The sequence below is a fragment of the Shewanella psychrotolerans genome (assembly GCF_019457595.1).
In the GTDB taxonomy this organism is placed as follows: domain Bacteria; phylum Pseudomonadota; class Gammaproteobacteria; order Enterobacterales; family Shewanellaceae; genus Shewanella; species Shewanella psychrotolerans.
Genome location: NZ_CP080419.1, coordinates 4,059,317 through 4,083,602, shown reverse-complemented (window position 1 = coordinate 4,083,602; position 24,286 = coordinate 4,059,317). Strand labels below are relative to the sequence as shown.

The window sequence follows — 24,286 nt, the reverse complement described above, 5'->3', positions numbered from 1 at the left end:
TCACCCTACTTTGATTAGATAAAGAGACCCCATGCGCCGTAATTTGTTACCCATTTTAATGTTAATGGTCGTGCTTAGCCCACTCGCCATCGATATTTATCTGCCTTCAATGCCCACAATGGCAGCAGAATTTGCCGTATCTGCCAGCGATGTCCAATCGACATTAGTTTTGTTCCTATTCGCCATGGGTGTGGGGCAGGTTTTAATTGGTCCGCTGGCCGATAGATATGGGCGCAGACCTATCGCAATGGCTGGAATATTACTCTATATCGCCAGCAGCTTACTCGCTGTCGTCGCGATGGAATTTCATTGGTTGCAGATCGCCCGAGTGCTACAGGGATTAGCGGCCTGTTCCACCTCAATTGTGGTATTTAGTGCGGTACGAGACTGTTTTAGCCCCAAAGAAGGTGCCCGTTACTACAGCTATTTAAACGGTGTGATCTGTGTGATCCCAGCGTTAGCACCGACGCTCGGTGGGCTATTGGCGTTGCAGTTTGGTTGGCGCTCGACTTTTGTGTTTATGACACTGTATGCCATTTTGATCATGATAGTCGTAGGTTACCGACTTCCAGAGACGCGCCCCGCAAACACAGTTACAACTGGGCCATTGTATCGTTGGTCGCGCTATAAGCCGGTATTAGTTGACCCACATTTCTTGTTTTATGCATTTGCCTGTATGGCGGGAATGGCATCAATACTCTGTTATGTATCCTACGCTCCAGTATGGTTAATTGAGCGAATTGGTGTATCTGAGTTGACCTTCAGCGGCTTGTTTGGACTGAATGCTGTGGTCAATATTGTCGCTTGCTTTACCGCTCCTATGGTTATTCAGCGCTTAGGCAATCGTCGCACAGTCGTTATCGCGTTAAATACGCTAGTCGCATCAGCCTTATTGCAGGTCGCTGCACAATGGTTTGGTCCGCAGGTTGGCTTGGCAGCGGCTTTCGCCTTTATGTTACCTATGATGTTGTTATGTATTGGTTTTGCTTTGTTGCTTGGCCCCGCAACAAGCATGGCACTAGCCGGTTTTGGTGAGCGCGCAGGTACCGCCGCGGCCATGTTAGGTTTTATTCAAATGAGTGGCGCATCTATACTCGCGGGAATGATTCAGCAAACGGATTTACCTGCGCCTTACGCTGTAGTGGTTGTGATGGGCGGGTTGGCAACCTTGTTACTGACTATGATGACGATGAGTCGTTTAGATCATTGGCATCAGGAGCAACATGCACATTAATTAATCGCTTTATCCAAAACGCAACACCCTTTAGCCTGTATTACTTGACCATAATGCAGGCTTTTTTTGTACACTATAAATCTATCTTCTTTATTTGAGAATGTTTTGAAACGTCTAAATTGTCCTCATTGCCAGTATCCTATCAATGCTTGTTTATGCGCCAGTATTCGGCCACTTTCTACGAGTGTTGAGCTTATTGTGTTGCAAGATCCTAGCGAAGTTAAGCATGCTAAAAATAGCGTGAAATTGATGAAGGCTGTCATGAAAGATCTGCGGGTGGTGGTTGGGGAGACTACTGAAGATTTTATGTCACTTAGGGCTTATCTCGATGAGCAGACCAAACCTATTTTTGTGTTATATCCATCAGAGGTGAGTCTAAGTGTAGGCGAATTATCGCCACCTAAAGAGGCGATCTTGTTGCTGCTTGATGGTACTTGGCGTAAGGCATTTAAATTATTAAAGCTCAATCCATGGTTGAACCAATACCCTGCGGTGCATCTAGATCTCGACTCTCCCTCCCATTACACCATTCGAAAGGCGAAGCGATCTGACAGCCTATCAACCCTTGAGGCCGCAGCGATGGCGATCAGCATTATTGAGCCCAGTTGCGATGTGTCACCGTTGACGGATGCACTAAGTGCACTGGTTGATCAGCGTTTAATGGCAATGCCACTTTCTGTAAGACAAAGATATTTAAGCTAAAAGTAGTTTTTGCAAAACTTGTGATAAATATCAGTGTTTGCTAATCATCTTTGGGTACGGATCACTTTAATGAGTTTGAAAATCGGGTCTAATAGTCTCAGTCACTTGGATACAGGTGGTTAGATAGTTGTGCCAGTACACTGTCCATGCAGGGAGGCAGTGTTGCGCATATGCAAATTGGCACGGCTATCGGTTCAATGCTCGCTAAAATTAATCGAGTTGAAGTGTTCAGCAGATTCGGGATGACCAAAGAAATATCCTTGTCCGAACCCCTTGCCCATAGTTGATAATATCTGTTTTTGTTTAAGGGTTTCGATTCCCTCAACTACAAACTGAATATCGAGTGCCTGAGCGAGTTGGATCATCGCCTGACATAGTTCTTTCCCTTGTGGTTCACTTAAACGCTCAGCAAACCCAGCATCAATTTTTAAAGTATCGATAGGTAATGTTCCTAGCTTACTTAAGGATGATAGACCCGCGCCAAAATCATCTATAGCGATTCTAACTCCAAGAGATTTAAGCTGATTTAACGTTTGTTTTACTCGCTCTGGTTGCCTTAGTAATGCCGATTCAGTGATCTCAAGCACTAGGCCTTTAGCCGGAAGTTTGCTTACTGCAAGTGCATGTTTTACCTGCTTGAGAAAATCAGGGTGTTCTAGTTGAATAGGCGATACATTGACGCAGGCTTGTAACTGACAACCGTGCTCTTTGCGCCAAGAAGCAACTTGGCTACAAGCTTGGGTAAGGACCCATTGACCTACGGTGATTAATAATCCCGTCTCTTCCAATAGCGGAATAAAGTTAGAGGCTTCGATTAAAGTACCGTCGTTTTTTTGCCACCTGAGTAGGGCCTCAGCTCCAATCACGCGACTGTACTCAAGATCGACGATTACCTGATAGGCCAGTTTGAATTGCTTAAGGCTATGGGCATGGCGTAAATCGTTGAGCATATTTAATTTATGTTCGGCTTCAAGGTGCATATTGCTGTCGTAAAACAGGACGTGATTAGGACTTTTTTTGGCGCAATACATTGCCGTATCGGCTAAGCTCAGTAGCTGTGAGGCTTGGTGTCCATGCTCGGGGAACAACGCTATACCTACGCTAGTACCTAAGTAAAATTTTTGTCCATCGATCTCAAATGGTGCATCGAAGATTGACAGCAGCTGTTGTGAAAAGGCTTCGATTTCTGCGCGACTTTGGCAATCTTGTAATATCAGGGTAAATTCATCGCCACCCAGTCTAGCAATATCGGCTTTTTCGATACAACTGACTTCGAGTCGCGCCGAGACCAATTGCAGCACCTTGTCCCCAGTTGCATGGCCGAAACAGTCATTGATATTTTTGAACCCATTAAGATCCATAAACATCACCGCGCCTAATTTATCTGGATTAGCTTGGTTATCAATTAAAGCCTGATTCAGTAGTTGTTTGAGCTGATGGCGATTGGGTAATCCTGTTAGCGTGTCGACCATCGCCTGTTCGGTTAGACGTAATTCGAGTCGTTTTTGGACACTGATATCGCTAAACAGTGTAACGTAGAATACCTCCCCCTCGATCTGAATTTTTCTACAGCTCTTCCAGGCGGGGAACTGGCTGCCATCGGAGCGTGATTTAGTGATTTCGCCTTGCCAGCTACCTCGCTCTTTTAAGCTTTTTAGATACTCGCTGTTTTGTTGTGCGGCATCTTGATATAAGCCAATTTCTTCCGCTTTTCTGTCGATCAGTTGGTCGGTGCTATAGCCGCAGATACGGCACATGGCCTTATTTACGGCAATTATTTTATGGGAGGCGTCAGTAATATAAACCGCTTCAGCGCTATCCTCTAAGATGCTCGATACTAGCTGCGGAGGTAAGCGTTCAAAACCGTTAGCGATATTACGTCTGACACTGCGGCGGCGATTAGTGGGTTCAAATAGCACTAAATTAACGGGGTGATCTGCCAGTGTTGCAGGGTAAATTGTGACTCTAGTTGGTAACTCACCACCAAGCTGGCTCATATGTAACCAATTAAAGCTTATCTCCTCTCCATTACTGGTTTTATCGATCATTTGTTGTGAATATTCGACACTATTTTTACCTGAAGATTGGATTCGCGGAGAGAAGTCATAAGGAGTCGCATTGATGAAACTATCTTCCTGTGTCTGAAAATAGTCGAGGGTGCCTTGGTTTGCCGCACAAAAAGAGTAATTCTTTAATATTGCTAAGTTCTGGCTGTCGGGCGATTGACACCAAGCTTCAATTTTATGCTGGATGCTCGAGCGAGTGGACGTTAATTGACTAAGTATCTGAAACCATTGGCTCATCCATGGTTCTCCGTTAAAGGATATAATCAATGATCCTATGGCTAACAACGAGTTAATCATTGTTTCATTGTGATAATAGTAAAGTACCTCGAATACTGTTTAGACTCAATTATATAGGTCATATTTATTCGATAATTGGGCTATTTATCCAAACAATTACTACAATACCCTTGCCATAGTTAAGGAATCGTTAGTTGTATAATCTCCATATCAGTTGATCTAGTATCATTAATGACGAAAAGTGGCGGTTATAAAGGAAGGAACATAAAAATGATTGGTGATAAAAATCGAGTTAAACAATGGGGACAGGTGCTGTTTTTTCTGTCTTTAGTGAGCACGAATGTACTCGCTGGTGGTGACAAGAGTCTTTCCGAGAAAGCCGATGACGCTAAGGTGTTATCGCAACAACTTGAACAAACTGAATTAGACAAGGCTCGCCAAGCGGCTAGGGATAACTCTACTCGTGAACAACAAGTATTAAAGGGACTACAACCTCGAGAATGGGAAAGTGACCAAAAAGAGAAAGCCCAGAAGCAGTTTAGTGAGCGCGAGAGCCGCGAGGAAAAGTATTTGCGTGAGGCTAAAGAAGCCGCAGCGCAAGAACGAAAAATCCCTACTCCCTGATCCTTAATCCATCATCCGTTATTGTTAATGGCCTAACTAATACCTAGGAAACCCTGTGAATTGTTGTCCTTTATGTAGCAGCACTGCGTTATCATTTTTTCATCGCGATAAACATAGAGAATATTTGCGTTGCGATGTGTGCCAATTGGTGTCGGTGCCACAGACTTATTTATTAAGCTCTGCCGATGAAAAAGCCTTTTATGATCATCACGAAAACAATAGTGAAGATTTAGGTTATCGACGTTTCCTTGGTCGAACTTGGGAGCCGTTACTTGAGCGTATATCTCCCACCATGCAAGGACTAGATTTTGGTTGTGGCCCTGGGCCAACCATTAGCGTTATGGCCCAAGAGTCTGGACTCGCGATGGAAAACTATGATCTGTATTATTTCCATAGGCCAGAGTTACTCGATCGCCAATATGACTTTATCACCATGACTGAAGTGATAGAGCATGTGGCCGATGCTTCTGCGCTGCTAGCCCAGCTAAACGCTATGCTGAAAGCAAATGGTGTACTTGCGATTATGACTAAGCGGGTATTAGGCGAAGAAGCGTTTAGGCATTGGCACTACAAGAGCGATCTTACCCATATTCGATTTTATAGTGCTGCCACATTCGAATGGATAGCGAACCATTTTCATTGGCAACTTGAAGTCATTGATAATGATGTGGTGTTTTTTACTAAAGCCTAGAATTGTTGTTCTTACTTAACCTGAGCTCGGGTTAAGAGATTGCATAACGCTAGATGAATTAGCCATTTTACGTTCACTATCCCGATTTCAGGTGACTTGGTTTTTTTGCTGTTGAAATAGGTGATTGATAATTACCTTTTGCACAAACTCTTCGACATTGGTATTGGCTTCCTCTATTGAAAAGCCATACTGATATTGGGCGCTATCATCGCTTGGTGGTTGAATGTTTTTGATGGTGATAGGCACCGCTAAGGTTTCTAGTGCATTGTTAATTTTGACTTGAATATAGTAGCGCTGTCCTGGTTGGCAATCTTCAAGACTAATACCTGTGTATCCACCACCTTTAATCGAGATATCTTGTAAATAGCCATTTGATATTGATGTGCTTTCATAGCCATCATCGGTTTCTCTGTGCATCGATGCTGCGACAAATATCGGAATACGCGAGTGTTGTCTTAGCGCTACGCTTTGTAGCTCAGAAGGATATTCGATGATTAACCAACGGCCGGTATGATTAACGAGTGTTTTGATTTTGCTTCTAAAAGCCAAAATACTGGCTTCGGGATCATCACTATTAATAATGCGAACAATCACTCCTTGTCCCTGACGAATAAAGTCTTTGGCCGCTATCCATTGTTTATCATTGCCAAGCGCCAAGATAACCGAATTATTGGGATCAACGCCGATCAGCCGTGTACGTAATCTTATGGGCTGTGTGGGCGTAAGTATTTGTAATTGAGTCTCGGTATTGCAGCTCATGCGGTTGAGATCAGCAAAATTTGTTTCGCTATTATTTAGCAAGATTTGTCTCCCTATCGCAGGATGAAATGAGAAGTGTTTATTATCCAACATGATATCTATAGCAATACGTTACAATTAAGTTGTCAGTACATCAGCATAATACACTTGATTTCATTTGCAATTTAGCCTCTTATAGTGACGTTTGTTTAGGAGCTAATTTGTGACTTAGCCTCCAAACTCCTTTATTTTTATCTGCTCACTAAGAGGGAACGACAGATGATGCGAAAGATAATCGCATTGTGTATGTCGATTGGAGTGTTATTCACTTCAGCGGCGACACAGGCAACACAAGCGGAAGATATTAAAAGCTTCACGCTAGATAATGGTATGAAGATTATGGTGTTGGAGGATTCATCAATACCTAATGCCAACATGTATCTATTTTGGAAAGTGGGTTCACGTAATGAAGTGCCTGGTATTACAGGGATCTCTCATTTCTTTGAACACATGATGTTCAACGGCTCAAAAAAGTATGGTCCTAAGATGTTCGACCGCACTATGGAAGCCGCAGGTGGCGCCAATAACGCTTATACCACAGAAAATATTACGGTCTATACCGACTGGTTTCCATCTAATGCGCTAGAAACCATGTTCGATCTTGAAGCCGACCGTATTGCCAATCTCGATATCAACGAGAAAATGGTAGAGAGTGAGCGTGGCGTGGTCGCATCAGAACGTACCACAGGCTTAGAAAATTCTAACTGGCGAACGCTGCAAGAAGAGATAAAAGGCGCGGCCTTTAGAGCTCACCCTTACAGTTGGTCTGTGATTGGACACGAGTCAGATATTGCCGCTTGGACACTCGATGACTTAGTGCAATATCACAAAACCTATTACGCACCTAATAATGGAGTTGTTGTGATTGCGGGTGATGTAAAACTCAATGAAGTTAAAGCATTAGCTAATAAATATTTTGCACCTATTCCAGCTCAAGCTCCACCACGCGAAGTTAAAACGGTAGAACCACTGCAAAAAGGTGAACGCCGCGTCTATGTACAAAAAGCCTCGGTGAGTACACCGAATGTGATGCTTGCGTATCATGTGCCAGCCACCACCAGTGATGATTATTACGCTTTAGATCTGCTCTCTTCAATCTTAACCACAGGTAACAGCTCTCGTCTCTATCAAGGCTTAGTTGAAAAACAGGTCGCGATTGAAGTCGAAACCTATATGCCGATGAGTTTTGACCCTAATCTTTTTTATGTCATGGGGGTCGCCAATCCCGGTATTACAGCGTTAGAGCTGGAAAAGGGCATGATTGCTGAGATAAACCGCATTGCTCGTGAGGGTGTTAGCCAGCATGAGTTAGAGAAGGTCAAAAACATCAAGTTGATGAACTTCTATCGAGCGATGGAAACCATTAACGGTAAAGCTAATACCGTAGGGACGTATGAGCTCTATTTTGGCAGTTACGATAAACTGTTTAATGCTCCAGAGGCTTATAATAAAGTCACACCTGAAGATATTCAGCGTGTTGCACAAACCTATCTACGTCGCGCTAATCGCACCGTTGCTGTACTGGCGGCTACAGAGGAGAGTGACGAATGAAACTCTTTATAAATTATATTCCGCAGAAATTATCACGACTTGCATCTGTATTTGTCATCGCCAGTGCGGTGGGACTCGCAGGTTGTGCTGCAACTCAACAATCGGTATCTGTCGATACTGGTAGCTTTAAGATGCCTGCCTACGAGCATTATCAGCTAGATAATGGCTTAAGCGTCTACTTGATGCCGCAAAAAGAGGTGCCGCTGATCACCGTTAATGCGGTGGTAAGAGTGGGTGCGGTCAACGACACTACTTCGGGTGTTGCTGGGATGACGGCCCAGTCTTTGTTGCTCGGAGCGAATGGCAAATCTAAGTCAGATATCGAACAGATGGTCGATTTTCTAGGGGCATCAATTGGGGCTCAAGCGGGTAAAGAAGGCAGCTATGTTGGTGCCGACTTTATGGCAAAAGATGTCGATAAGATGTTGCCGTTAGTGCGTGACTTGCTGGTCTCACCCGATTTTGATGCCAGTGAGTTTGATAAGCTGCGTCAACGTGAGATGGCGGGTCTTGCTCAAGCGAAAGAGAGTCCACGCAACGTGATTGGTCGTTACTTCGATAAGTTAGTTTTTGGTCAACATCCGTATGGCAATCCTAGCTCGGGTACTCGTACCTCTTTAGAAGAGTTAAATGTGTCGCAGCTGCGCGCGTTTCATAAGAGTTACTATCAACCAAGCAACAGCTCGATTGCTATCGTTGGTGACTTTGAACCTGCTGTAATGAAAACTAAGCTCGCTAGTTTGTTTGGCACTTGGAGCAACGGTGAGGCAGTACAAGCTCCTATGCTTGCAAAGCAGCAACCAACCCTAGATAAGAGTCGAGTGCTTTTGGTTAATAAAGGTGATGCCATTGAAACGACATTTTTAATCGGTGGTAAAGGTGTTGCTCGCGACAACCCTGATTACGTTGGCCTTCAGGTGGTTAATACCATTTTGGGTGGGCGATTCACCTCATGGTTAAACGATGAATTAAGAGTCAACGCTGGTTTAACCTATGGTGCCCGCTCTGGTTTTACACCTTATTCAAAGGGTGGCGTTTTTAGAATTAGTACCTTCACTAAGAGTGAAACCACTAAGGAGGCTATTGATTTAGCGCTGAAAACCTACGCTAGGCTGTGGGAGAAAGGGATAGATCAGGCAACCCTAGACTCGGCAAAAGCCTATGTCAAAGGACAGTTCCCGCCTAAGTTTGAGACCAGTGGTCAAATGGCTGAGTTATTGTCGGATATGTACTTATACGGCTTCGACGATGCCTTCATCAATGACTTCCAAAAGAATGTCGATGGATTAACATTGGCCGATACCCAGCGACTCATTAGCACGCACTTCCCTCAAGATAAGCTGCAATATGTGCTGATTGGCAATGCGGCAAAAATTGCCGACGTAGCTGCTCAGTATGGCGAAGTGATTCAAGTTGAAATTGATGCTATTGGGTTTGATCAATAGCTACTAAAGCTCATTAATAACAAGCCTCTGAAATGATATCGATTCAGAGGCTTTTTTATTTTTCGTCAGAGTTTAATTGAATGATGATAAACGCTTGCGATGGGATAGTTTGCCGTCGTTGGCGCAAAATGGCACTTTATACTAATTGGTTGTATACCCATACTTAGGGCAACTTGTATCGTTACATAGGATGACATTGAGCTATCTAAAAAAACTACTATTGGCTGGCATAGTGGCCAATATTTGCTGCTTATCTCCGGTTTATGGGATGGAAAAGATTCCACTAGCTAACTTTTGTGATGTGCTTGCAGGTCAGTGGCGTGGCAGTGCATCACAACCACAATCGCAGTCACAACCCAAAATGGTCAGTGTCGAGGCGATCTGTTCCGCCGATAAGCGCCAATTGATCCTCTCTGTCAGCGAGCATGCTCGTTACCCGTTTAGCGAAACTTGGTGGTTTAGAGATGTGGCTCCTGAGGTATCTTTGCTGTATTACAACGGTGTTGATGAGGATAAATACCAAAATTTTAGCCTGTATGAGGATAGCAATGCCTTTACCTTGTTAGGTAAAGGCATTGTGCTGCAGCGACCGGTATTAATCCAGTTAAGGTTTGAGCGTCAGGATAAAGGCTGGTTATGGCTGCAAAACTTGCAATACTTAGATGAGGACGATGACCAGTATAGGTTATATAGAGCCATCGCCATGCAACCACAATGATAACAACAGTGACAACGGCAATTAGCGCAACAATAGACTCGCTAATGATCAATTGCCCGAGTGTGAGCTTAAGAGTGACGGTAAGTGTCGGTTAAAGCGCGCCTTCATAACCAATTTGTCGCCAAGCTTCATAGCTGATGATCGCGACCGCATTTGACAGATTCAAGCTACGGCTACTCGCCGCCATAGGGATTCTTAGGCGTTGAGAGGTGGGTAACGATTCGATAATCTCTATTGGCAAGCCACGGGTCTCAGGGCCAAACAACAATACATCCTCTTTTTCAAAACTCAGTTCGCTGTGCGGGCGACTCCCTTTAGTGGTGCAGGCCATAATGCGTTTACCGGCCATCGCTTCGAGAAAACAGGAAAAGTCCTTATGACGCGTCACCCGTGTTAAATCGCTGTAGTCTAAACCTGCTCGGCGTAGTTTTTTTTCTTCTAAATCAAATCCAAGTGGCTCAATTAAGTGCAGTTGGCAGCCATTATTAGCACATAAGCGAATGATGTTACCTGTATTAGGGGCGATTTCGGGTTCATAAAGGGCGATATGGAACATGCTGGCTTACCTTTGGATAGAAGAGTCGCGATTATACGGTAAAAGTCGATAGTGGAAAACGTCACTGTGAGTGGGATCGTGATTCTCGACATCGCTATCAACATGGCTGCTATTTAGGTTTATATTGCTTAAGGCGGTTATTAATTGATGAGATAGGTATGGAGCTGGCTAAACTTTCACGTATTAGCATGAAACACTTAATCACGTTGCACGTGATGCTGGACACCTTGAGCGTGACAGATAGCGCTCGACGTCTGTGCCTGAGTCCATCAACGGTCAGTAAGACACTGAGTCAACTGCGTAACAGCTTAGATGATGAGTTGTTTTACCGTAATGGTAATAAGTTAGTTGCCACGCCAGTCGCCAGTCGCCCGTCGCCTAGGACCGAGTGTGCATCAAATCATTAATGATATGAATCAGATGGTTAGCCAGGAAACGTTTAATCCTGCAGTGTATGAGGGCTGTTTTTCATTAGCCATGCGTGAAAGCACCTTTGAACTGCTCGCCGCGAAGTTAACCGCCACGGTGCTGAAAACCGCTCCCAATATTCGCTTAACCATCTGTGCCAAGGAGGGAATAGGCTTCGACGGTTTAGTGCAAGGCTCGCTCGATTTTATCATATTGCCCCATGATCGCAGCCAGCCACCTATCACTCAGCAAGACTTGGTATGGGAAACTTTAATCGACGATAAGATGGTGTGCTTAATGAATCCAGCGCACCCGTTGGCCGCTCAAGAGACCATTAGCATGGCTGATTACTTAGATTTTAGCCATGTGGGGATTAGCGACGCCGACTTAAATATTCCCTTCTTTGAGATGCAGTTAGCCCAGCAGTCCCGTCAGCGTGCCACCCCTGTGGTTGTGCCCGATTTTGGCAGCGCGGCGCTAATGTGTCATCACAGTGAACTGCTGTTTACCTGTTCTCGTCACTGGGCTAATACCGCTTTGCAGGCTCGGGGTTTGGTCACTAAGGCCCTGCCGTTTGACTATGGCAAGGTCGCCTACAGTTTAGTTTGGCAGCGTCAGAGCATGAATGATCCCGCTTTGCGTTGGCTCTATCAACAGATAGTGGACTGCTGTCTAGCGGCGTTTGAGTGAAGGTGACATGTTGATTTCTAGCGCCTGCTTTAGTAGGTATTGAGCAGAGTGTTTGAAGGCCAAAACCGTGCTTACACGGGGTCATTTCTCTCTTCGATTTGACTTCATATGGGACTACCAACGCGTTAAAAGCTCACGCGGTGTTGTCGGGTAGACGACACTTGTTGCCAAGTGCCGCCCCCCTAAGAACCCTGCGTGCAACTTTCACTGCACTAGGCTCAAGCCTCCACAAAAGCATCGTTTGATACCCAGCAACTTATAAAGCAGTGAGAGTAGGTTCATTCCAAGCGTTACGAGCTTGCCTTTTCGATTTTCTCCTAGCCAAGTATTCTTGGTATTGAGGATCGAATGGTATAGCCGCACTTCGAATTTTCACATGTCTCTCAATAGGCACTTTGGCTATTTGGAATAGATTGAATTGGCAATCCATATCCTTGACCTTCTGCCAACCGTGAAATTGCCATTGGCCTTTTCGGTTGATGAAGTATTTAAGGGCTACCCAAGTCTTAGACTTTGTTGGGTGACGCCTTACTGCCCAGTGCCATAACGAATAGAATAGTTTGTGCCCAACATACCCGAATACTTGTTTAGCAACGCAATGTCGATAATAATTCGCCCAACCCCTTAGTTTTGGATTTATCAGTTTGATAAGATCGTTAACAGGGATGGTTGCGTGCTTTTTGATGAGTTCGCGCAGGTTACTCAAGAACAACAGCGTGTTGGATTTACTCGGTTTAATGAGCAATTTTCCTTTGTACTTCCTATGATTGAACCCTAAGAAGTCAAAACCATTGCTGATGTGGGTAATATGCGTTTTCTCTTCGGAGAGTGTTAAGCCTCTTTCCGCTAAGAAATCAGCGATCAACGGTTTGATATCGTTCTCGAGCACTTCCTTTGAAGCGCAGGTGACGACGAAATCGTCGGCATATCCAATAAAGTTGGCTCTGGCACCCTTTTTGAGTGCTGTAGACTTTATGCGCTGCTCAAGTCCAGCAAGAGTCATTAGCATCAAGGTGGGGGATATAACTCCTCCTTGTGGCGTGCCCTCATCAGTACGATAAAACAGCCCTTTGTCCATAAAACCAGACTTTAACCATTGTTCCAACATACGTTTATCGATGGCGATGTTATCAACTAGCCATTGATGCCCGATTTTGTCGAAGCAGGATTTGATGTCTCCCTCAAGAACCCATTGCGCTGATTTCTTTTGAACCAAGCATTTGAAGCACTGATCGACTGCGTCAGCAGTGCTACGATTGGGTCTAAATCCATAGCTGTTAGGGTCGGCAAGCGTCTCCGATATAGGCTCTAATGCAAGAAGGTGGAGCGCTTGTTGTGCTCTGTCTATCATGCATGGGATACCAAGAGGTCTAAGTTTGCCATTCTTTTTGGGGATATAGATACGCTTGAGTGGTTTGGCTTGATATGCCTTCCTGCTCAATTGATTTACTGCTTTCATGCGGCGGGTATCTGTATTCCAGATAACACCGTCTATTCCAGGCGTTTTGCTGCCTTTATTTTGTGATACACGCTTAACAGCAAGAAGTTTTGCTGAACGCGAGTGAGTCAGTATCCACTGCAACGCTTTCGCTTTACCGTGTTTCCCTTCTCGTGTTGCCTTTGCAATACGCATCTGAAGCTTTAATACAGGCGGTTCAACGGATTTCCAGTCTATTGACTGCCATTGAGCGCTGTCAGGAGAGGCACTAATTTCTGTTGAAATCATCATTTGCGTTTCTCCTTGAATAAAGTTCTTCAAATTATCTTGCAACGGGAGACCAGTCGGAAGTGGGCTCACTTTCGTGACCAGACACAAGTCTGTATCTGCATCGTTACAATGCAGCCTTTGCTTTTTCCAACCTCCTATACCCACATCGCTATCGGCCAAATCAGCTTTCCCAAAGGGAGCGATATAGGCTTACCGTGTTCCGTATGTCGCGCAATGTCAGGTTAGATGCCCGCTATAGTGCGAAGAGCTTAACGATTACGAAAGAGCATGGGGCAATCTCTTTCCAACTCTCATGCCTTTTGGCTACAGCGTATTAACCACTTCCGCTGTTTCATCACATAACGCACCTTGCGCGGATTCACTTATGTTCATCATACTGACTACCTAGCACTCACCCAATTTGTGGTTATCAGGAGGATCGTTCTCTCACGATTCGGATCCCGATCGGTCTATAACCAATCTTCATTACATTGTCAGAGCCGCTACTTTATTCAGGCTCCTAGGTTCATCTGGTGATACAGATGGTTCACTCAAAAGCGGTGAACAGCGCTTCATACGACCTCACGTCGCACGCCCCAAAATGTGTTAGCTTTGTTTTCGACACACGCATTCGCATTGGGTTATTCAACCTCTTCTACTTGGTCAAATATCATCTATAGCAGCTATCTTCTATCGACCTATTGCCTATTTATTGGCGAAATCAAATCTCCTACCCTTGTTTGAACACACAGTGAAAGCAGGTGATGTAATGGAAAACAGTGCCAGATTGCGGGAGTTCATTCAGTCCTTCACCCATTTGATAGAGCAAGCCGATAATTATGAGGAGCGTATCTTTGTCGAGGGTAAAAACCTGTTATCAGAGCTTATTCGTCATGATGATTGGTTGCCTGAAGAGTTTGCCAAGCCGAGCGTAGAAAGGTATCAGCAGTATTTGCTCTATTGCGATCCGCTGGAGCGTTTTTCCGTGGTGAGTTTCGTATGGGCGCCGGGACAAACCACTCCAGTACATGATCACACTGTGTGGGGCATGGTGGGCGTCATGCGCGGCGCCGAGTTGTGTGAGGAGTATCAGCTTTGTGCTGAGCATCAGCGAGACTCTGCAACCGCTGGTTTGCGAGCCATTGGTTCACATCATTTGCCCACAGGTAGTGTTGATCTTGTATCACCGCGCATCGGCGATATCCATAAGGTATCAAACGCCCTCAAGGATAGGGTATCGATTAGCATTCATGTCTACGGCGCTAATATCGGTGCAGTAAAACGCTATGTTTATGATCTTCATTCTGGGCAGATAAAGCCATTTATTTCAGGGTATTCAAGCAAGGTAATTCCTAATATTTGGGATTGTTCAACAGCGCAGGCTTCTACTTATTGATGTTGCAGGTTGAGTTCGCTAATTTTCTCCCCCCTCTTTTTTTTAACCACATTTGGTGCGATATTGGAAACCATAAGCTGTTATTTAAATTGAATAGATTTAAATTCACAATGACCAAATGAGGTTGGATGTCATGGAAGAAAATTTAGTAAAGCAAGAAGGCTGCTATCTCTCAACATTAGAGCATATGCAAAGTTTTATCGGACGGTGGTTTTATATTTATACCGATAGGGGCGTACTAACACTGACATCTGCATCGTTAACATTCAAAAGTGACAAACAAGTATATGCGATTCCTTTAGATGCAATTTCTAATATTGATTTAGGGAATTATCCACGCACGGCTAAACCTTTTCCTTTGAAGTATATAAAGGTTACGTACAGTGAAGGGGGGGAAAATCACACAGTGATACTAACTCCCAATAAATCATGGGTATCTTCTGTCTGGAAAACGAATAAGGCGGTTGACGACTGGCTGTCGTTATTGACGAGTTCGGTTTCCCAAGTAACCCAAAAGACCCATGCTTAACGCCATAGAAGTGAACCTATGTTGACATTGAGCTGAGTAGGTATTGGTGGAGCGTGTTTGAAAGCCGTACTTTAATGGTTGTTCATTGCTTGTCGTACTGCGTTTGCCTTTTTGCCCTCTTCCTCGGGCCTGAAACAACACCGCTAATCAACCATTTAACTATGGTTTCAAACCAATCGTTTAATGACTGAATTAGGCAGAAGTTCGAATAGAAGGCCGGGAGCCATTTGACTCCCTGCCTGATGATGGCTATTTGGGCTCAAAGGTAAAGGATTGTCCTGCGAGCGCAGCTTCATACATTAAACCGCCTTTGGCGGCAGTAAATACTGCCATGCCATTGATGTAGGCGGCACTTGCAGCCTTGTTGCTGCCCGACTGTCCTGCTCCGGCTGAATTACCTGTTGTACCGACTTGAGCGTTAGCCCCAATATTAATCGCGACCGCCGAGGCGTTGGCGTTGAACTCGAAACTACCGCTAGTAAACTCCTCATAGGCTTTGGCATTTTTGAAAAAGATGATTTCGCTATAGGCTTGTCCGCCTAACTGGAAACCTATCGACAGTTGCGACAAGCTGGTATCACCAGTATGGACGCCGCCTTTATACACGCGACCTTTGCCGTAGGCGGCACCTATACCAATTCCGCCTTTTCCGACAGTTGGAAAGATGGCATAACCATAAGCGGTATTAAAAAATTGCTGGGTATCTGGGGCTTTTTTGAAATTGTTTATCGCTTCACCATAGCCATCAGCGGCAAGTGAAACTTGAGAGAAGAGCAAGCCAAGCAAGACGCAACAGCTAGTCGCTAAGGTTGATATTAACTTTTTCATTTTGGTCTCCAATCATTTAAGTCTGTTTAGCATACGCTCAGATGGAGAGCAATTGAATGGCTGTTGATTAAAAAAGCACCTAAAAAGGTGCTTTTTCATGGTTTGTCAGTTTAGGTTAAGTTATTCAACCTCTTTGCCTAACACGTAGTGTTCAAACCATTTCTGATCCCAGTCCATTTTGGCCGCTCTATGCTGATATTTGCTTAGACCGTGACCCTCTCCGGGGTAGATGACAAGTTCCACAGGCACATTCAGGTAGTGCTTGAGTGCGCGGTAGAGACCCTGCGCATGCCCTAGAGGTACACGTTGGTCATTTTCACCAATATGGATAAGGGTTGGGGTTTTAATCTTATCGGCATGGGTTAATGATGAACCGTGAGTGTAAGCGTCAGGCTTCTCCCAAGGTAGGCCTTGCATAAAGTTGATCACATGGCCAGGGGTATCTTCAAGCATCCATTGTAGGCGTTGATCAAATACGCCGGCGCCAGAACTTGCGGCTTTAAAGCGGGTTGTGGTGCTAATCAATGCGTTGGTGAGATACCCCCCGTTGCTCCAGCCCATGACTGCCATCTTGTCGCCATCCACAATGCCTTGCTCGATAAGATGATCGACACCAGCCATGATGTCGGCCACTTCGATATCGTGTTCGTTGCCGACTAAATCGGTGAGAAATTTGTCGCCATAACCAGTAGAACCGCGGTAGTTAGGCGATAAAAGTGCCCAACCATTGGCAGTAAAGGTTGAGCGACCATAGGAGCGGTGTTGCAACGCGTAAGGAGTTGCAGACGTTGGCCCTCCGTGGATTTGGACGATTAAGGGGAGTGGACCATCCCCCTTTTTATAACCAGCGGGTAGATCCAGAATACCTTCAACTGGGGTGCCATCTGGCGCTGTCCATTTGACTACAGATATTTGCGGTAAGATCCAGCTATCGACTTGTGGGTTAATATTGGTGATGCGCTTATATTTGGCTTTCTTACTGGCAGCATCGGCGATAAACAGATCACTAAAATGATCTAAACCGTTATGACTAAAGGCGAGCTTTTTACCATCGTGGCTAAAGCTGTAGCTGCCGATCACTAAGTCGCCAGCGATGACTGTGCGTGTATCACCTTGTTGGTCACCATCGATTTCGCTACAAAACAGTTTTACGCGAGCATGATCGGCGCCGCGATAGCAGATTTCATTGCTGTTAGGGCGCCACTGGATATCGCTGGAGTTCAGTGTCATATCACCACTGCGGCTCACCTCAATGACGTTGGCTTTATCATTCTTTGGTGTTGCGACAAATAGCTTACCTGGATGGCCATCAAAATCGATTCTAAAGGCTAACTGTTGATTGTTTTCATTCCAGTCGAGCCCAAGTAGCCAGCCGTAAGGTGAAGGAGCGTTATCACGCCAAGCGCTGTCAGGCAGTACTTTGTTAGTGGCCGTTTTAGTGTCGAAAACTTCGATGTCAGACCAACCTTCAAGGTTCACTAGTTCGTTGTCTGTGGTGGTAATTCGGGCAATTTGGCTGGCATCAGCGTTGACATTAAACTCCCAGACCACTTTATCATCATCCAGTAGCACGCTTTGTTGGTAGTGCGCTAAATCGAGCTTGTATAGCGGGTTAGTAGTGACTTTACCATGACCATATTTCGGCGTGCTGTGGCTGGCGCGCATTCCCGCCCATGGATCTTTATCAGTCTTGGTCTTATTGCCGAGAAAATAGAGTGTGCTGCCATCGTCGCCAAGTTGGAAAGCGTTAACACCCTCAACTTCTTTTGTTACTGGCACACTCTCGCCGCCTTGAATTGATAACCTAAAGACTTGGGATTTGCCGTTGTAGGGGGCTTTTTTGTCTTCGTTGGTTTGTTTGCCTATGTAATAAATGTATTGTCCGTCAAGGCTCCATTGAGGGCTTGATTCACTCTCATTAGTGAAGGTTAGGCGTTTGGTTTTGCGGGTTTTGGTGTCGATAAGCCACAGATCTTTTTGCGCTTTATCGAGTTCTTTGTCCCAACGCGATTCTAACCACACTGCCTGCTTACCATCAGGGCTGAGTTGGACATTGCTCATATTCGCGATGTCGAAAAAATCACTATTGGTTATCTTGTGTGTACGTTCTGTTGCGATAGCTTGACCATTAAGGCCGATAAATCCAGCGGAGATCACCGCAAGTACGGTGAGTTTGTTTACCCTTCCCATCTTGATCCCTTCTGTTATCAATTATCATGATTTTTGAGCGCCTGAATGGCTGCCAGATACCTTAACTCAAAATACTAGTCGCTGGAATCGGTTAGCGATTTTTCTCATCTTGCATAACCTGTTGCAGATAGTTGAGCTCTTCGGCATTGAGTAATTGTTGGCTGGCTTTTTGGGCGGAATTGTCACTTATCTGGTTGGATAAGCTTCCTCTAAGGTAAGCTGAGGTCGTGATCTGTTTGAGACCGTATATCGCTAAGGTATATACGGTAAGTAACAAACACAGTCGGGTTATTGCTTGAGCCGTTACCGTTACATGATCACCGAAGTAGAAGGGCAAAATAACCAGCATTGTGCGCACTAACCAATTAGCTAACATGGCGAATGTGAGAGCGAGCAGCCAGCGAAACTTAATATCTTTAAGGCTGTTTTGATGGGCTCGATGAGAGCGTGTTCTAAACTGTTTTAATAGCTTGATGATCAGATAAAAATAGATCGCTGTTTGTAGGCTCAGTAGCCCAGGTAGAATCGAGCCTAGCAGAGTGACATGGCTGAGGCCATTTTGAACGTGTGTATTAGGCGTACTAATATAGGAGCTAAAATCGCTATTGAAGGTGAACACGAGACCGATAGTGATGATTAAAATAAGGGCCGGCGAAAAGTGCCAAGAAAAGCTAATTTGGCGTTTTATATTATGTAAGCTGCGATAACAATATAGGTAAAGCAGCGGCATCATCAGAAAATAGACAGGCACAACTAAAATAAACAGTAACTGCATAGGCAAAGGAGAGTTGTGCTTACTGAGCAGACCGGTAAAAAAATAGAGTGCAAGTAAACTAAACTGGGCGCTGAGTAATTTATGGTTACCGTTTTGGTCGTGGTAAAGATAACGAATATAGATACCCAGCCCGATGCAGTGCAGTCCGCCGAGTAATGAAAGCCACCAATAGCCTTCGAGTAAGAAGTTGTTGTACGTCATATTCATATGATGCCATTGTCAGCGCAAATTACTCATTGGCGCAAGTAGATTGTTTGATTTTACGCCAATAAGGTGTGTGAAGTTAGATCGTTGAAAGTTGTCTGTAGTTAGGTGACGTTAAATTGATGACAGGCTTCGTTAAAATTTAGTCGACATTTTCTGTTTAGCGATTCTGATATGTCGATTGGAAGCGGCTGCTGGTGGCTTACCAGGAGTAGAACCTCGCTCATTAAGTAAGTGGCGAATAGCCATTATAGGGTGGGGCAGTAACATGCGTGGCCCCGAATAGATCATGATCTCGCGCGCTTTGGCTTTTAAATCGGGTTTGTAGCAATGTACTGGGCATTTATTGCACGTAGGCTTAGCCTGACCATAAGGGCAGCGGTCAAGTTTGGTATGAGCGTATTTGAGAAATGCGTGGCAATCGGGGCAGTTTGTTATATCACCTTTTGCTTCACAATGAGCTTTACAATAGATATGTACCATGGCGGCGATGGTATTAAACTCTTGTAGCAGTTTACCACTTAGGATCTCTTCGCTCATGACATATCCGACTTATTTACTAGGTTATAGCTAGATTAGCGCTGGACGAAGATGAATACAAAAACCATGTTTGAATTTATGAAGGTGCGCACAAAATAGAGGTTTAATACAGACAGATTAACCAGAGTTCTGGGTGAGCCTAGTGGTTAATTTAGGGCCAGATCCGCTAATTTGGACACTCTTTTTGATACCCGAGTGAAAAAGAGGTATAAACAATTGATTTATAGCAAGAGAACCGATTGCTAATATCGGTTACTATCTATACATATTTATAAAATGCAATTAGCCTTAACGGCACGGTCAACTAACGGTGGATGATAATGAAATATATAGCCATTATTTTACTTGTAGCTGTCGGAGTGTACTTATACAAACGAGCACAGCGACTAGCACAAGAGGAGCAGCAGGAAGCACAACAACCTGTTGAGAAGATCGTGTCGAGCGAGGAGGTTACGCCTTCGACTCCTGTAGACAACGTCGAGGAGCCAAAAGGTGAAGCTTTAGAGTTTGAATCGGCTGCCGCAGTTGAAGTTGTCAGCGAAGAGGTTAAAACTGCTGCAGAGCCAGAGCCAGAGCCAGAGCCAGAGCCAGAGCCAGAGCCAGAGCCAGAGCCAGAGCCAGAGCCAGAGCCAGAGCCAGAGCCAGAGCCAGAGCCAGAGCCAGAGCCAGAGCCAGAGCCAGAGCCAGAGCCAGAGCCAGAGCCAGCCTATAAGATGGTGGCAGTAACCGATGAGTCGTGGGCCAATGAGAAATTAGCTAAAGCGTTAGCCGAATATCGCTCAGCTCCAGGTGTCGAAGATAAACATCTTGCGCTGCTGCAAGCCATTGCAGAGTGTTATAAGCAGCGTAAGCAAGACAAGTATCGTGATTATGGCGCGGCATTGTCGCCCTATTATCAATCGTTATTTGCAGTATTGCCTACACCAAGTCATGAAAAAGGGATTGGCTTTATGCAATTGGCGACCTTGCTTAACGATAGCGGTGACTTTGATGGTGCCCTAGAGGTTTGTCAGGCAGCGATAAGCTATGGCTTAACCGATGGTACAGTGACAGGGTTTGAGGGGCGCATAACCCGCATCGAAAAAGCCAAGGCAAAAGCGCAGAAGTAATCTACTGCAACGCGGACTCAAGCCGTGTAAAATGCAATAAAATTGACGTTAAAGGCGAACATGGTTTCGCCTTTTTTATGCCATAAGCATTTATCTCTGTAGGTGTGTGGTACAGATGCCGTTATAGCCATAATTGGAGGTTTTATGAATGTTCGCTTGCTCTTGCTGTTAAGCGCTGTGTTACTGGGAGCGACAGCTTGTACTCAGGTTCCTCAATGGACACTATTTTATGTCGCCGACCAAGATAAGATGCCTGAGGGAGCCTTAGCGCCCCATATCGCAGGTTATTACGAACAGCTGGAACAATGTTTAGCGAAAGGGGCGGGTATGGTGAAGCTCAGCCAATCTGGCAAAGGCAGTTATAAATGTGGTTATGAGTGTAAAGATGATCAAACTGGTGATGTGCAATGCGCTCGCTTTGAGCGAGTCCCCGCATTATGAAGTCGGTTTTAGATAGAGAGTCAAAAAGTCTATCGATTAGTGACGATATTTCATTCGACCAATTTGATCGCTTCGCTGATCCCCTAGCTGAAGCGTTGGATTGCCGTGTGATAGAGCGTCATTGGGGCGCAGATCGTCATCAATGGTTATTGGAGTTCGAAGGCACTCTGTTGCAGCTCCACTATGAGTTTTATGGCGATATTTGTTGGTTGTCTGTTGAGCGTGACGATGACTTTGAAGTGCTAGAGTATTTAGCGACATTATTGGAGTTACGTCGATGAGTGATGTTCAAACGAGCGCAAGTTTTCATTATCAAGCGTTAACCCCAGATCTTATTCTCGATGCGATTGAGTCGGTGGGCATTTACCCTGAAACGGGTTTACTTGCTCTCAACAGCTATGAAAATAGAGTGTACCAGTTTCGTAGTGATAGCCATGAGCGCTTTGTCGTCAAGTTTTACCGTCCTCAGCGCTGGAGTAATGAGCAAATTAGCGAGGAGCATCAGTTTTCTGCAGAGCTAGCGGAGCAGGAGATCCCTATCGCGACTCCAGTGATTATTGATGGTAAGTCACTACAGGAATACCAAGGTTATCGCTTTGCCCTATTTCCCTCTATGGGGGGGAGAGCATTTGAAGTCGATAACTTAGATCAGCTTGAAGAGGTCGGTCGCTTTATTGGGCGCATGCATCAATATGGCAAGGCAAAATCGTTTAGTTATCGCGATCGTTTGTCGCCTGAATTGCTAGGAGATGAGTCACTGGCATGGTTAAAGGCCTCAGGCCATGTGCCTCCTAGCCTTGAAACGGCTTATTTTACGATTGTTGAGCAGGTGCTCGATAAAGCTAAGTTGTTGTGGGCGGAGGTCGATGCTAAGGAGATCCGGTTACATGGCGATCTTCATCCGAGTAATATTCTTTGGACACCAGATGGGCCCGGTTTTGTCGATCTCGATGATGCAAAAATGGGCCCTGCAGTACAAGATATTTGGATGATGCTCGCCGGTGATCGCCAACAGCAAACCTTACAGTTAGAGGTATTACTCGAGGCTTATGAGGAGTTTTGTGATTTCGATAAGCGTGAGTTAAAACTTATCGAGCCACTGAGGGCGATGCGAATGCTGCATTACAACGCCTGGCTTAGCCGTCGATGGGAGGATCCAGCTTTTCCAATGAACTTCCCTTGGTATGCGGAAGAGAAGTATTGGGAGCAGCAGATCTTAGCATTTAAAGAGCAGTTGGCGATGCTAGATGAGCCTCCATTAAGCTTACTGCCAAATTACTAAATGGTGTTTAGCTAACCTGAATCCAGGTTACTTAGACTTTTTGTAACTAAAAAATGAACTTATGTGCTTGAGATACACTCGAATGCACATTATGTTATTGTCCAAATTTGTATTGTGACGGTGTTATAGCACCAAAAGGAATGATTATGAAAAAAGCGTTACTGGTTGCACTGGCATTACTCATCGCGCCTATGGCGGCATTGGCTGCGGATTACAAAGAGGGGGTTCATTACACCGTGGTAAATGATGGTCCAGCCACAGCCAAACCTGAGATTGCCGAGTTTTTCTCTTTCTATTGTCCTCACTGTTACAGCTTCGCTAAGGTACAAGTGCCGCAAATTAAAGCTAACTTGCCTGAAGGTGTAGTGTTCAAACAAAATCATGTTGAGTTTATTGGCCGTGAGATGGGACCAGAGATGTCACGAGCATTCGCTGTAGCGCATCAACTCAATGTAGACGAAAAGATCGAAAAAGCCTTGTTTGCAGCAATCCACGATCAGAAACAGCGCTTTGTAAGCCGTGACGATATTCGTCAGGTGTTTATTGCTAATGGTATTGATGGCAAAGATTTCGATGCCGCAGCAAACTCGTTTATGGTGAGCGCTCAGATGGCGCAGATGAAGCGTGCCACTGAAAATGCTAAGTTGTCAGGTGTGCCAGCCTTAGTGGTTAACGGTAAGTATCGCGTCGAAACAGGTGCGATTAAATCTTACGATGAGCTACTCGATATCGCTTATTACCTTACCACCTTGAAGTAAGCCCTCAGTAGGAATTGATATTAAAAGGAGCCTTAGGCTCCTTTTTTGTTTTCAGCCCTAAACCACCTAGTTCGTAGGTGGTTATCATCAATTAGGCTTTGTCTTACATAGTGCGAATCAAGCTTACTGGTTGGTATGATATAACTGTAGTGGCCAACGCCCCATAAAGACCTAGGGCGACGCATTTTCAGGCTTTAGGTTTGTGAGGTCCCATGTTGTGGCACGTCTTCTTGAACAGTGGGATTGAAGCTTTGCTATTTATAGGCCATAAATTATAGACAAAAAAAACCGCATTTCCGGTCGCTATGGAAATACGGCTATTGAGCTAAATAGCTCTATTTACCCTGAGTAACATAACCAATCTACCAGTGTGTCAAAATTTTGGCAAGTGACAAATTTGTGTTTTGTGCTAGCTATTAGTCTGATAGACAACACAAATTTTAGGGTCTACAGCAATCGAGAGCAATTTTTTACAAAAAAATGGTTAAGGAGGTGAAACTATCGTGGTAAAAGGTTTGTCCAACCTAAGAATAATAAGAAATAACGTATAGCCGTTTGCTTGGAGGTCTCTATGAGGGTTTTTCCTGTCTACGCACCAAAACTTATCGTAAAACATGCGCGCATCTTTGTATCTGGAGTGATTTGGGTAAAAGATTTAGGTCGTCTAGAGTTCGATAATGGTCGGTTTTTATTGCCGCGTCAGAGTTTGCCCCAAGTTAAGCAGGCTATCACCGAATTAAACCAGCTGATCCAGAATCAGCATAACGAAGCGAAGACGGCTTAAGTCTTCGCTTGTTTCTGGGCGA

23 protein-coding genes and 1 pseudogene are annotated in these 24,286 nt (G+C 44.8%); 16 read left to right on the top strand and 8 right to left on the bottom strand.

Features of this window, described 5'->3' with window-relative positions; genetic code table 11:
• Nucleotides 1-31 precede the first annotated feature (31 nt).
• Nucleotides 32-1,234, top strand: coding sequence for a multidrug effflux MFS transporter (locus K0I62_RS17900; RefSeq protein WP_220069376.1), 1,203 nt, complete (start codon nucleotides 32-34; stop codon nucleotides 1,232-1,234).
• A gap of 105 nt (nucleotides 1,235-1,339) precedes the next feature.
• Nucleotides 1,340-1,936 carry a tRNA-uridine aminocarboxypropyltransferase gene (locus K0I62_RS17895; protein ID WP_220069375.1) on the top strand — a complete coding sequence of 199 codons (597 nt, stop codon included), beginning with the start codon at nucleotides 1,340-1,342 and terminating at the stop codon, nucleotides 1,934-1,936.
• A gap of 194 nt (nucleotides 1,937-2,130) precedes the next feature.
• Here K0I62_RS17895 and K0I62_RS17890 read toward each other — a convergent pair whose 3' ends face one another.
• Nucleotides 2,131-4,239 carry a putative bifunctional diguanylate cyclase/phosphodiesterase gene (locus K0I62_RS17890; RefSeq protein WP_220069374.1) on the bottom strand — a complete coding sequence of 703 codons (2,109 nt, stop codon included), beginning with the start codon at nucleotides 4,237-4,239 and terminating at the stop codon, nucleotides 2,131-2,133.
• Between the two features lie 270 nt (nucleotides 4,240-4,509).
• Here K0I62_RS17890 and K0I62_RS17885 point away from each other — a divergent pair, with 270 nt between their 5' ends.
• Both K0I62_RS17885 and K0I62_RS17880 read left to right on the top strand, forming a co-directional pair.
• Nucleotides 4,510-4,863, top strand: a complete 354-nt coding sequence (locus K0I62_RS17885) for a hypothetical protein (protein WP_220069373.1) — start codon at nucleotides 4,510-4,512, stop codon at nucleotides 4,861-4,863.
• Nucleotides 4,864-4,918: 55 nt separating this feature from the next.
• Nucleotides 4,919-5,554, top strand: a complete 636-nt coding sequence (locus tag K0I62_RS17880; protein ID WP_220069372.1) for a class I SAM-dependent methyltransferase — start codon at nucleotides 4,919-4,921, stop codon at nucleotides 5,552-5,554.
• An 87-nt stretch (nucleotides 5,555-5,641) separates the two neighbouring features.
• Here K0I62_RS17880 and K0I62_RS17875 read toward each other — a convergent pair whose 3' ends face one another.
• Entirely contained in the window at nucleotides 5,642-6,355 is a 714-nt protein-coding gene (locus K0I62_RS17875) for a flagellar brake protein (RefSeq protein ID WP_220069371.1), read from the bottom strand.
• Nucleotides 6,356-6,571: 216 nt separating this feature from the next.
• Here K0I62_RS17875 and K0I62_RS17870 point away from each other — a divergent pair, with 216 nt between their 5' ends.
• The 3 genes from K0I62_RS17870 (at nucleotide 6,572) to K0I62_RS17860 (ending at nucleotide 10,066) form a co-directional block, all read left to right on the top strand.
• Nucleotides 6,572-7,903 (top strand): M16 family metallopeptidase, encoded by a 1,332-nt coding sequence (locus K0I62_RS17870; RefSeq protein WP_220069370.1) that lies wholly within the window; start codon nucleotides 6,572-6,574, stop codon nucleotides 7,901-7,903.
• Nucleotides 7,900-9,348 carry a M16 family metallopeptidase gene (locus K0I62_RS17865; RefSeq protein WP_220069369.1) on the top strand — a complete coding sequence of 483 codons (1,449 nt, stop codon included), beginning with the start codon at nucleotides 7,900-7,902 and terminating at the stop codon, nucleotides 9,346-9,348. Before K0I62_RS17870 ends, K0I62_RS17865 begins: the two co-directional genes overlap by 4 nt.
• Nucleotides 9,349-9,544: 196 nt before the next feature.
• On the top strand, nucleotides 9,545-10,066 hold the full coding sequence (locus K0I62_RS17860; protein ID WP_258405041.1) for a hypothetical protein: 522 nt from the start codon (nucleotides 9,545-9,547) through the stop codon (nucleotides 10,064-10,066).
• A 91-nt stretch (nucleotides 10,067-10,157) separates the two neighbouring features.
• Here the strand turns inward: K0I62_RS17860 and trmL are convergent, their stop codons facing one another.
• The gene (trmL, locus tag K0I62_RS17855) at nucleotides 10,158-10,622 is read right to left on the bottom strand and encodes a tRNA (uridine(34)/cytosine(34)/5-carboxymethylaminomethyluridine(34)-2'-O)-methyltransferase TrmL (protein ID WP_220069368.1); all 465 of its coding nucleotides are present in this window, start codon (nucleotides 10,620-10,622) and stop codon (nucleotides 10,158-10,160) included.
• Between the two features lie 158 nt (nucleotides 10,623-10,780).
• Between trmL and K0I62_RS17850 the strand changes: the two are divergent.
• Nucleotides 10,781-11,720: pseudogene (locus K0I62_RS17850) on the top strand (LysR family transcriptional regulator).
• A gap of 256 nt (nucleotides 11,721-11,976) precedes the next feature.
• Here the strand turns inward: K0I62_RS17850 and ltrA are convergent.
• Nucleotides 11,977-13,449: a group II intron reverse transcriptase/maturase gene (ltrA, locus tag K0I62_RS17845; protein WP_220071441.1), complete on the bottom strand. Its 1,473-nt coding sequence runs from the start codon at nucleotides 13,447-13,449 to the stop codon at nucleotides 11,977-11,979.
• A gap of 748 nt (nucleotides 13,450-14,197) precedes the next feature.
• Between ltrA and K0I62_RS17840 the strand changes: the two genes are divergently transcribed.
• A complete protein-coding gene (locus tag K0I62_RS17840) occupies nucleotides 14,198-14,824 on the top strand; it encodes a cysteine dioxygenase family protein (protein WP_220069367.1) in 627 nt (208 codons plus the stop codon).
• Nucleotides 14,825-14,957: 133 nt separating this feature from the next.
• Nucleotides 14,958-15,353 carry a hypothetical protein gene (locus tag K0I62_RS17835; protein WP_220069366.1) on the top strand — a complete coding sequence of 132 codons (396 nt, stop codon included), beginning with the start codon at nucleotides 14,958-14,960 and terminating at the stop codon, nucleotides 15,351-15,353.
• Between the two features lie 249 nt (nucleotides 15,354-15,602).
• On the opposite strand, the gene K0I62_RS17830 is transcribed toward K0I62_RS17835, so the two are convergent.
• The 4 genes from K0I62_RS17830 to K0I62_RS17815 form a co-directional block, all read right to left on the bottom strand.
• Nucleotides 15,603-16,181: a lipid-binding SYLF domain-containing protein gene (locus tag K0I62_RS17830; RefSeq protein WP_220069365.1), complete on the bottom strand. Its 579-nt coding sequence runs from the start codon at nucleotides 16,179-16,181 to the stop codon at nucleotides 15,603-15,605.
• A 120-nt stretch (nucleotides 16,182-16,301) separates the two neighbouring features.
• Entirely contained in the window at nucleotides 16,302-18,371 is a 2,070-nt protein-coding gene (locus K0I62_RS17825) for a S9 family peptidase (RefSeq protein ID WP_220069364.1), read from the bottom strand.
• 91 nt (nucleotides 18,372-18,462) lie between these two features.
• On the bottom strand, nucleotides 18,463-19,353 hold the full coding sequence (locus K0I62_RS17820; RefSeq protein ID WP_220069363.1) for a hypothetical protein: 891 nt from the start codon (nucleotides 19,351-19,353) through the stop codon (nucleotides 18,463-18,465).
• A 132-nt stretch (nucleotides 19,354-19,485) separates the two neighbouring features.
• Nucleotides 19,486-19,890, bottom strand: a complete 405-nt coding sequence (locus K0I62_RS17815; protein ID WP_220069362.1) for a nitrous oxide-stimulated promoter family protein — start codon at nucleotides 19,888-19,890, stop codon at nucleotides 19,486-19,488.
• Nucleotides 19,891-20,210: 320 nt separating this feature from the next.
• On the opposite strand from K0I62_RS17815, the gene K0I62_RS17810 reads away from it, so the two are divergent.
• The 6 genes from K0I62_RS17810 (at nucleotide 20,211) to K0I62_RS17785 (ending at nucleotide 24,264) form a co-directional block, all read left to right on the top strand.
• Nucleotides 20,211-20,999 (top strand): tetratricopeptide repeat protein, encoded by a 789-nt coding sequence (locus tag K0I62_RS17810; RefSeq protein WP_220069361.1) that lies wholly within the window; start codon nucleotides 20,211-20,213, stop codon nucleotides 20,997-20,999.
• Between the two features lie 144 nt (nucleotides 21,000-21,143).
• Nucleotides 21,144-21,440, top strand: coding sequence for a hypothetical protein (locus K0I62_RS17805; RefSeq protein ID WP_220069360.1), 297 nt, complete (start codon nucleotides 21,144-21,146; stop codon nucleotides 21,438-21,440).
• Complete coding sequence (locus K0I62_RS17800) at nucleotides 21,437-21,721, top strand: DUF3630 family protein (RefSeq protein WP_220069359.1); 285 nt, start codon at nucleotides 21,437-21,439, stop codon at nucleotides 21,719-21,721. Before K0I62_RS17805 ends, K0I62_RS17800 begins: the two co-directional genes overlap by 4 nt.
• The gene (locus tag K0I62_RS17795; RefSeq protein WP_220069358.1) at nucleotides 21,718-22,722 is read left to right on the top strand and encodes a serine/threonine protein kinase; all 1,005 of its coding nucleotides are present in this window, start codon (nucleotides 21,718-21,720) and stop codon (nucleotides 22,720-22,722) included. The genes K0I62_RS17800 and K0I62_RS17795 overlap by 4 nt, the downstream gene beginning before the upstream one ends.
• Nucleotides 22,723-22,868: 146 nt before the next feature.
• Complete coding sequence (locus tag K0I62_RS17790; protein ID WP_220069357.1) at nucleotides 22,869-23,480, top strand: thiol:disulfide interchange protein DsbA/DsbL; 612 nt, start codon at nucleotides 22,869-22,871, stop codon at nucleotides 23,478-23,480.
• Between the two features lie 571 nt (nucleotides 23,481-24,051).
• A complete protein-coding gene (locus K0I62_RS17785; RefSeq protein ID WP_220062762.1) occupies nucleotides 24,052-24,264 on the top strand; it encodes a DUF1107 domain-containing protein in 213 nt (70 codons plus the stop codon).
• Nucleotides 24,265-24,286: the final 22 nt, after the last annotated feature.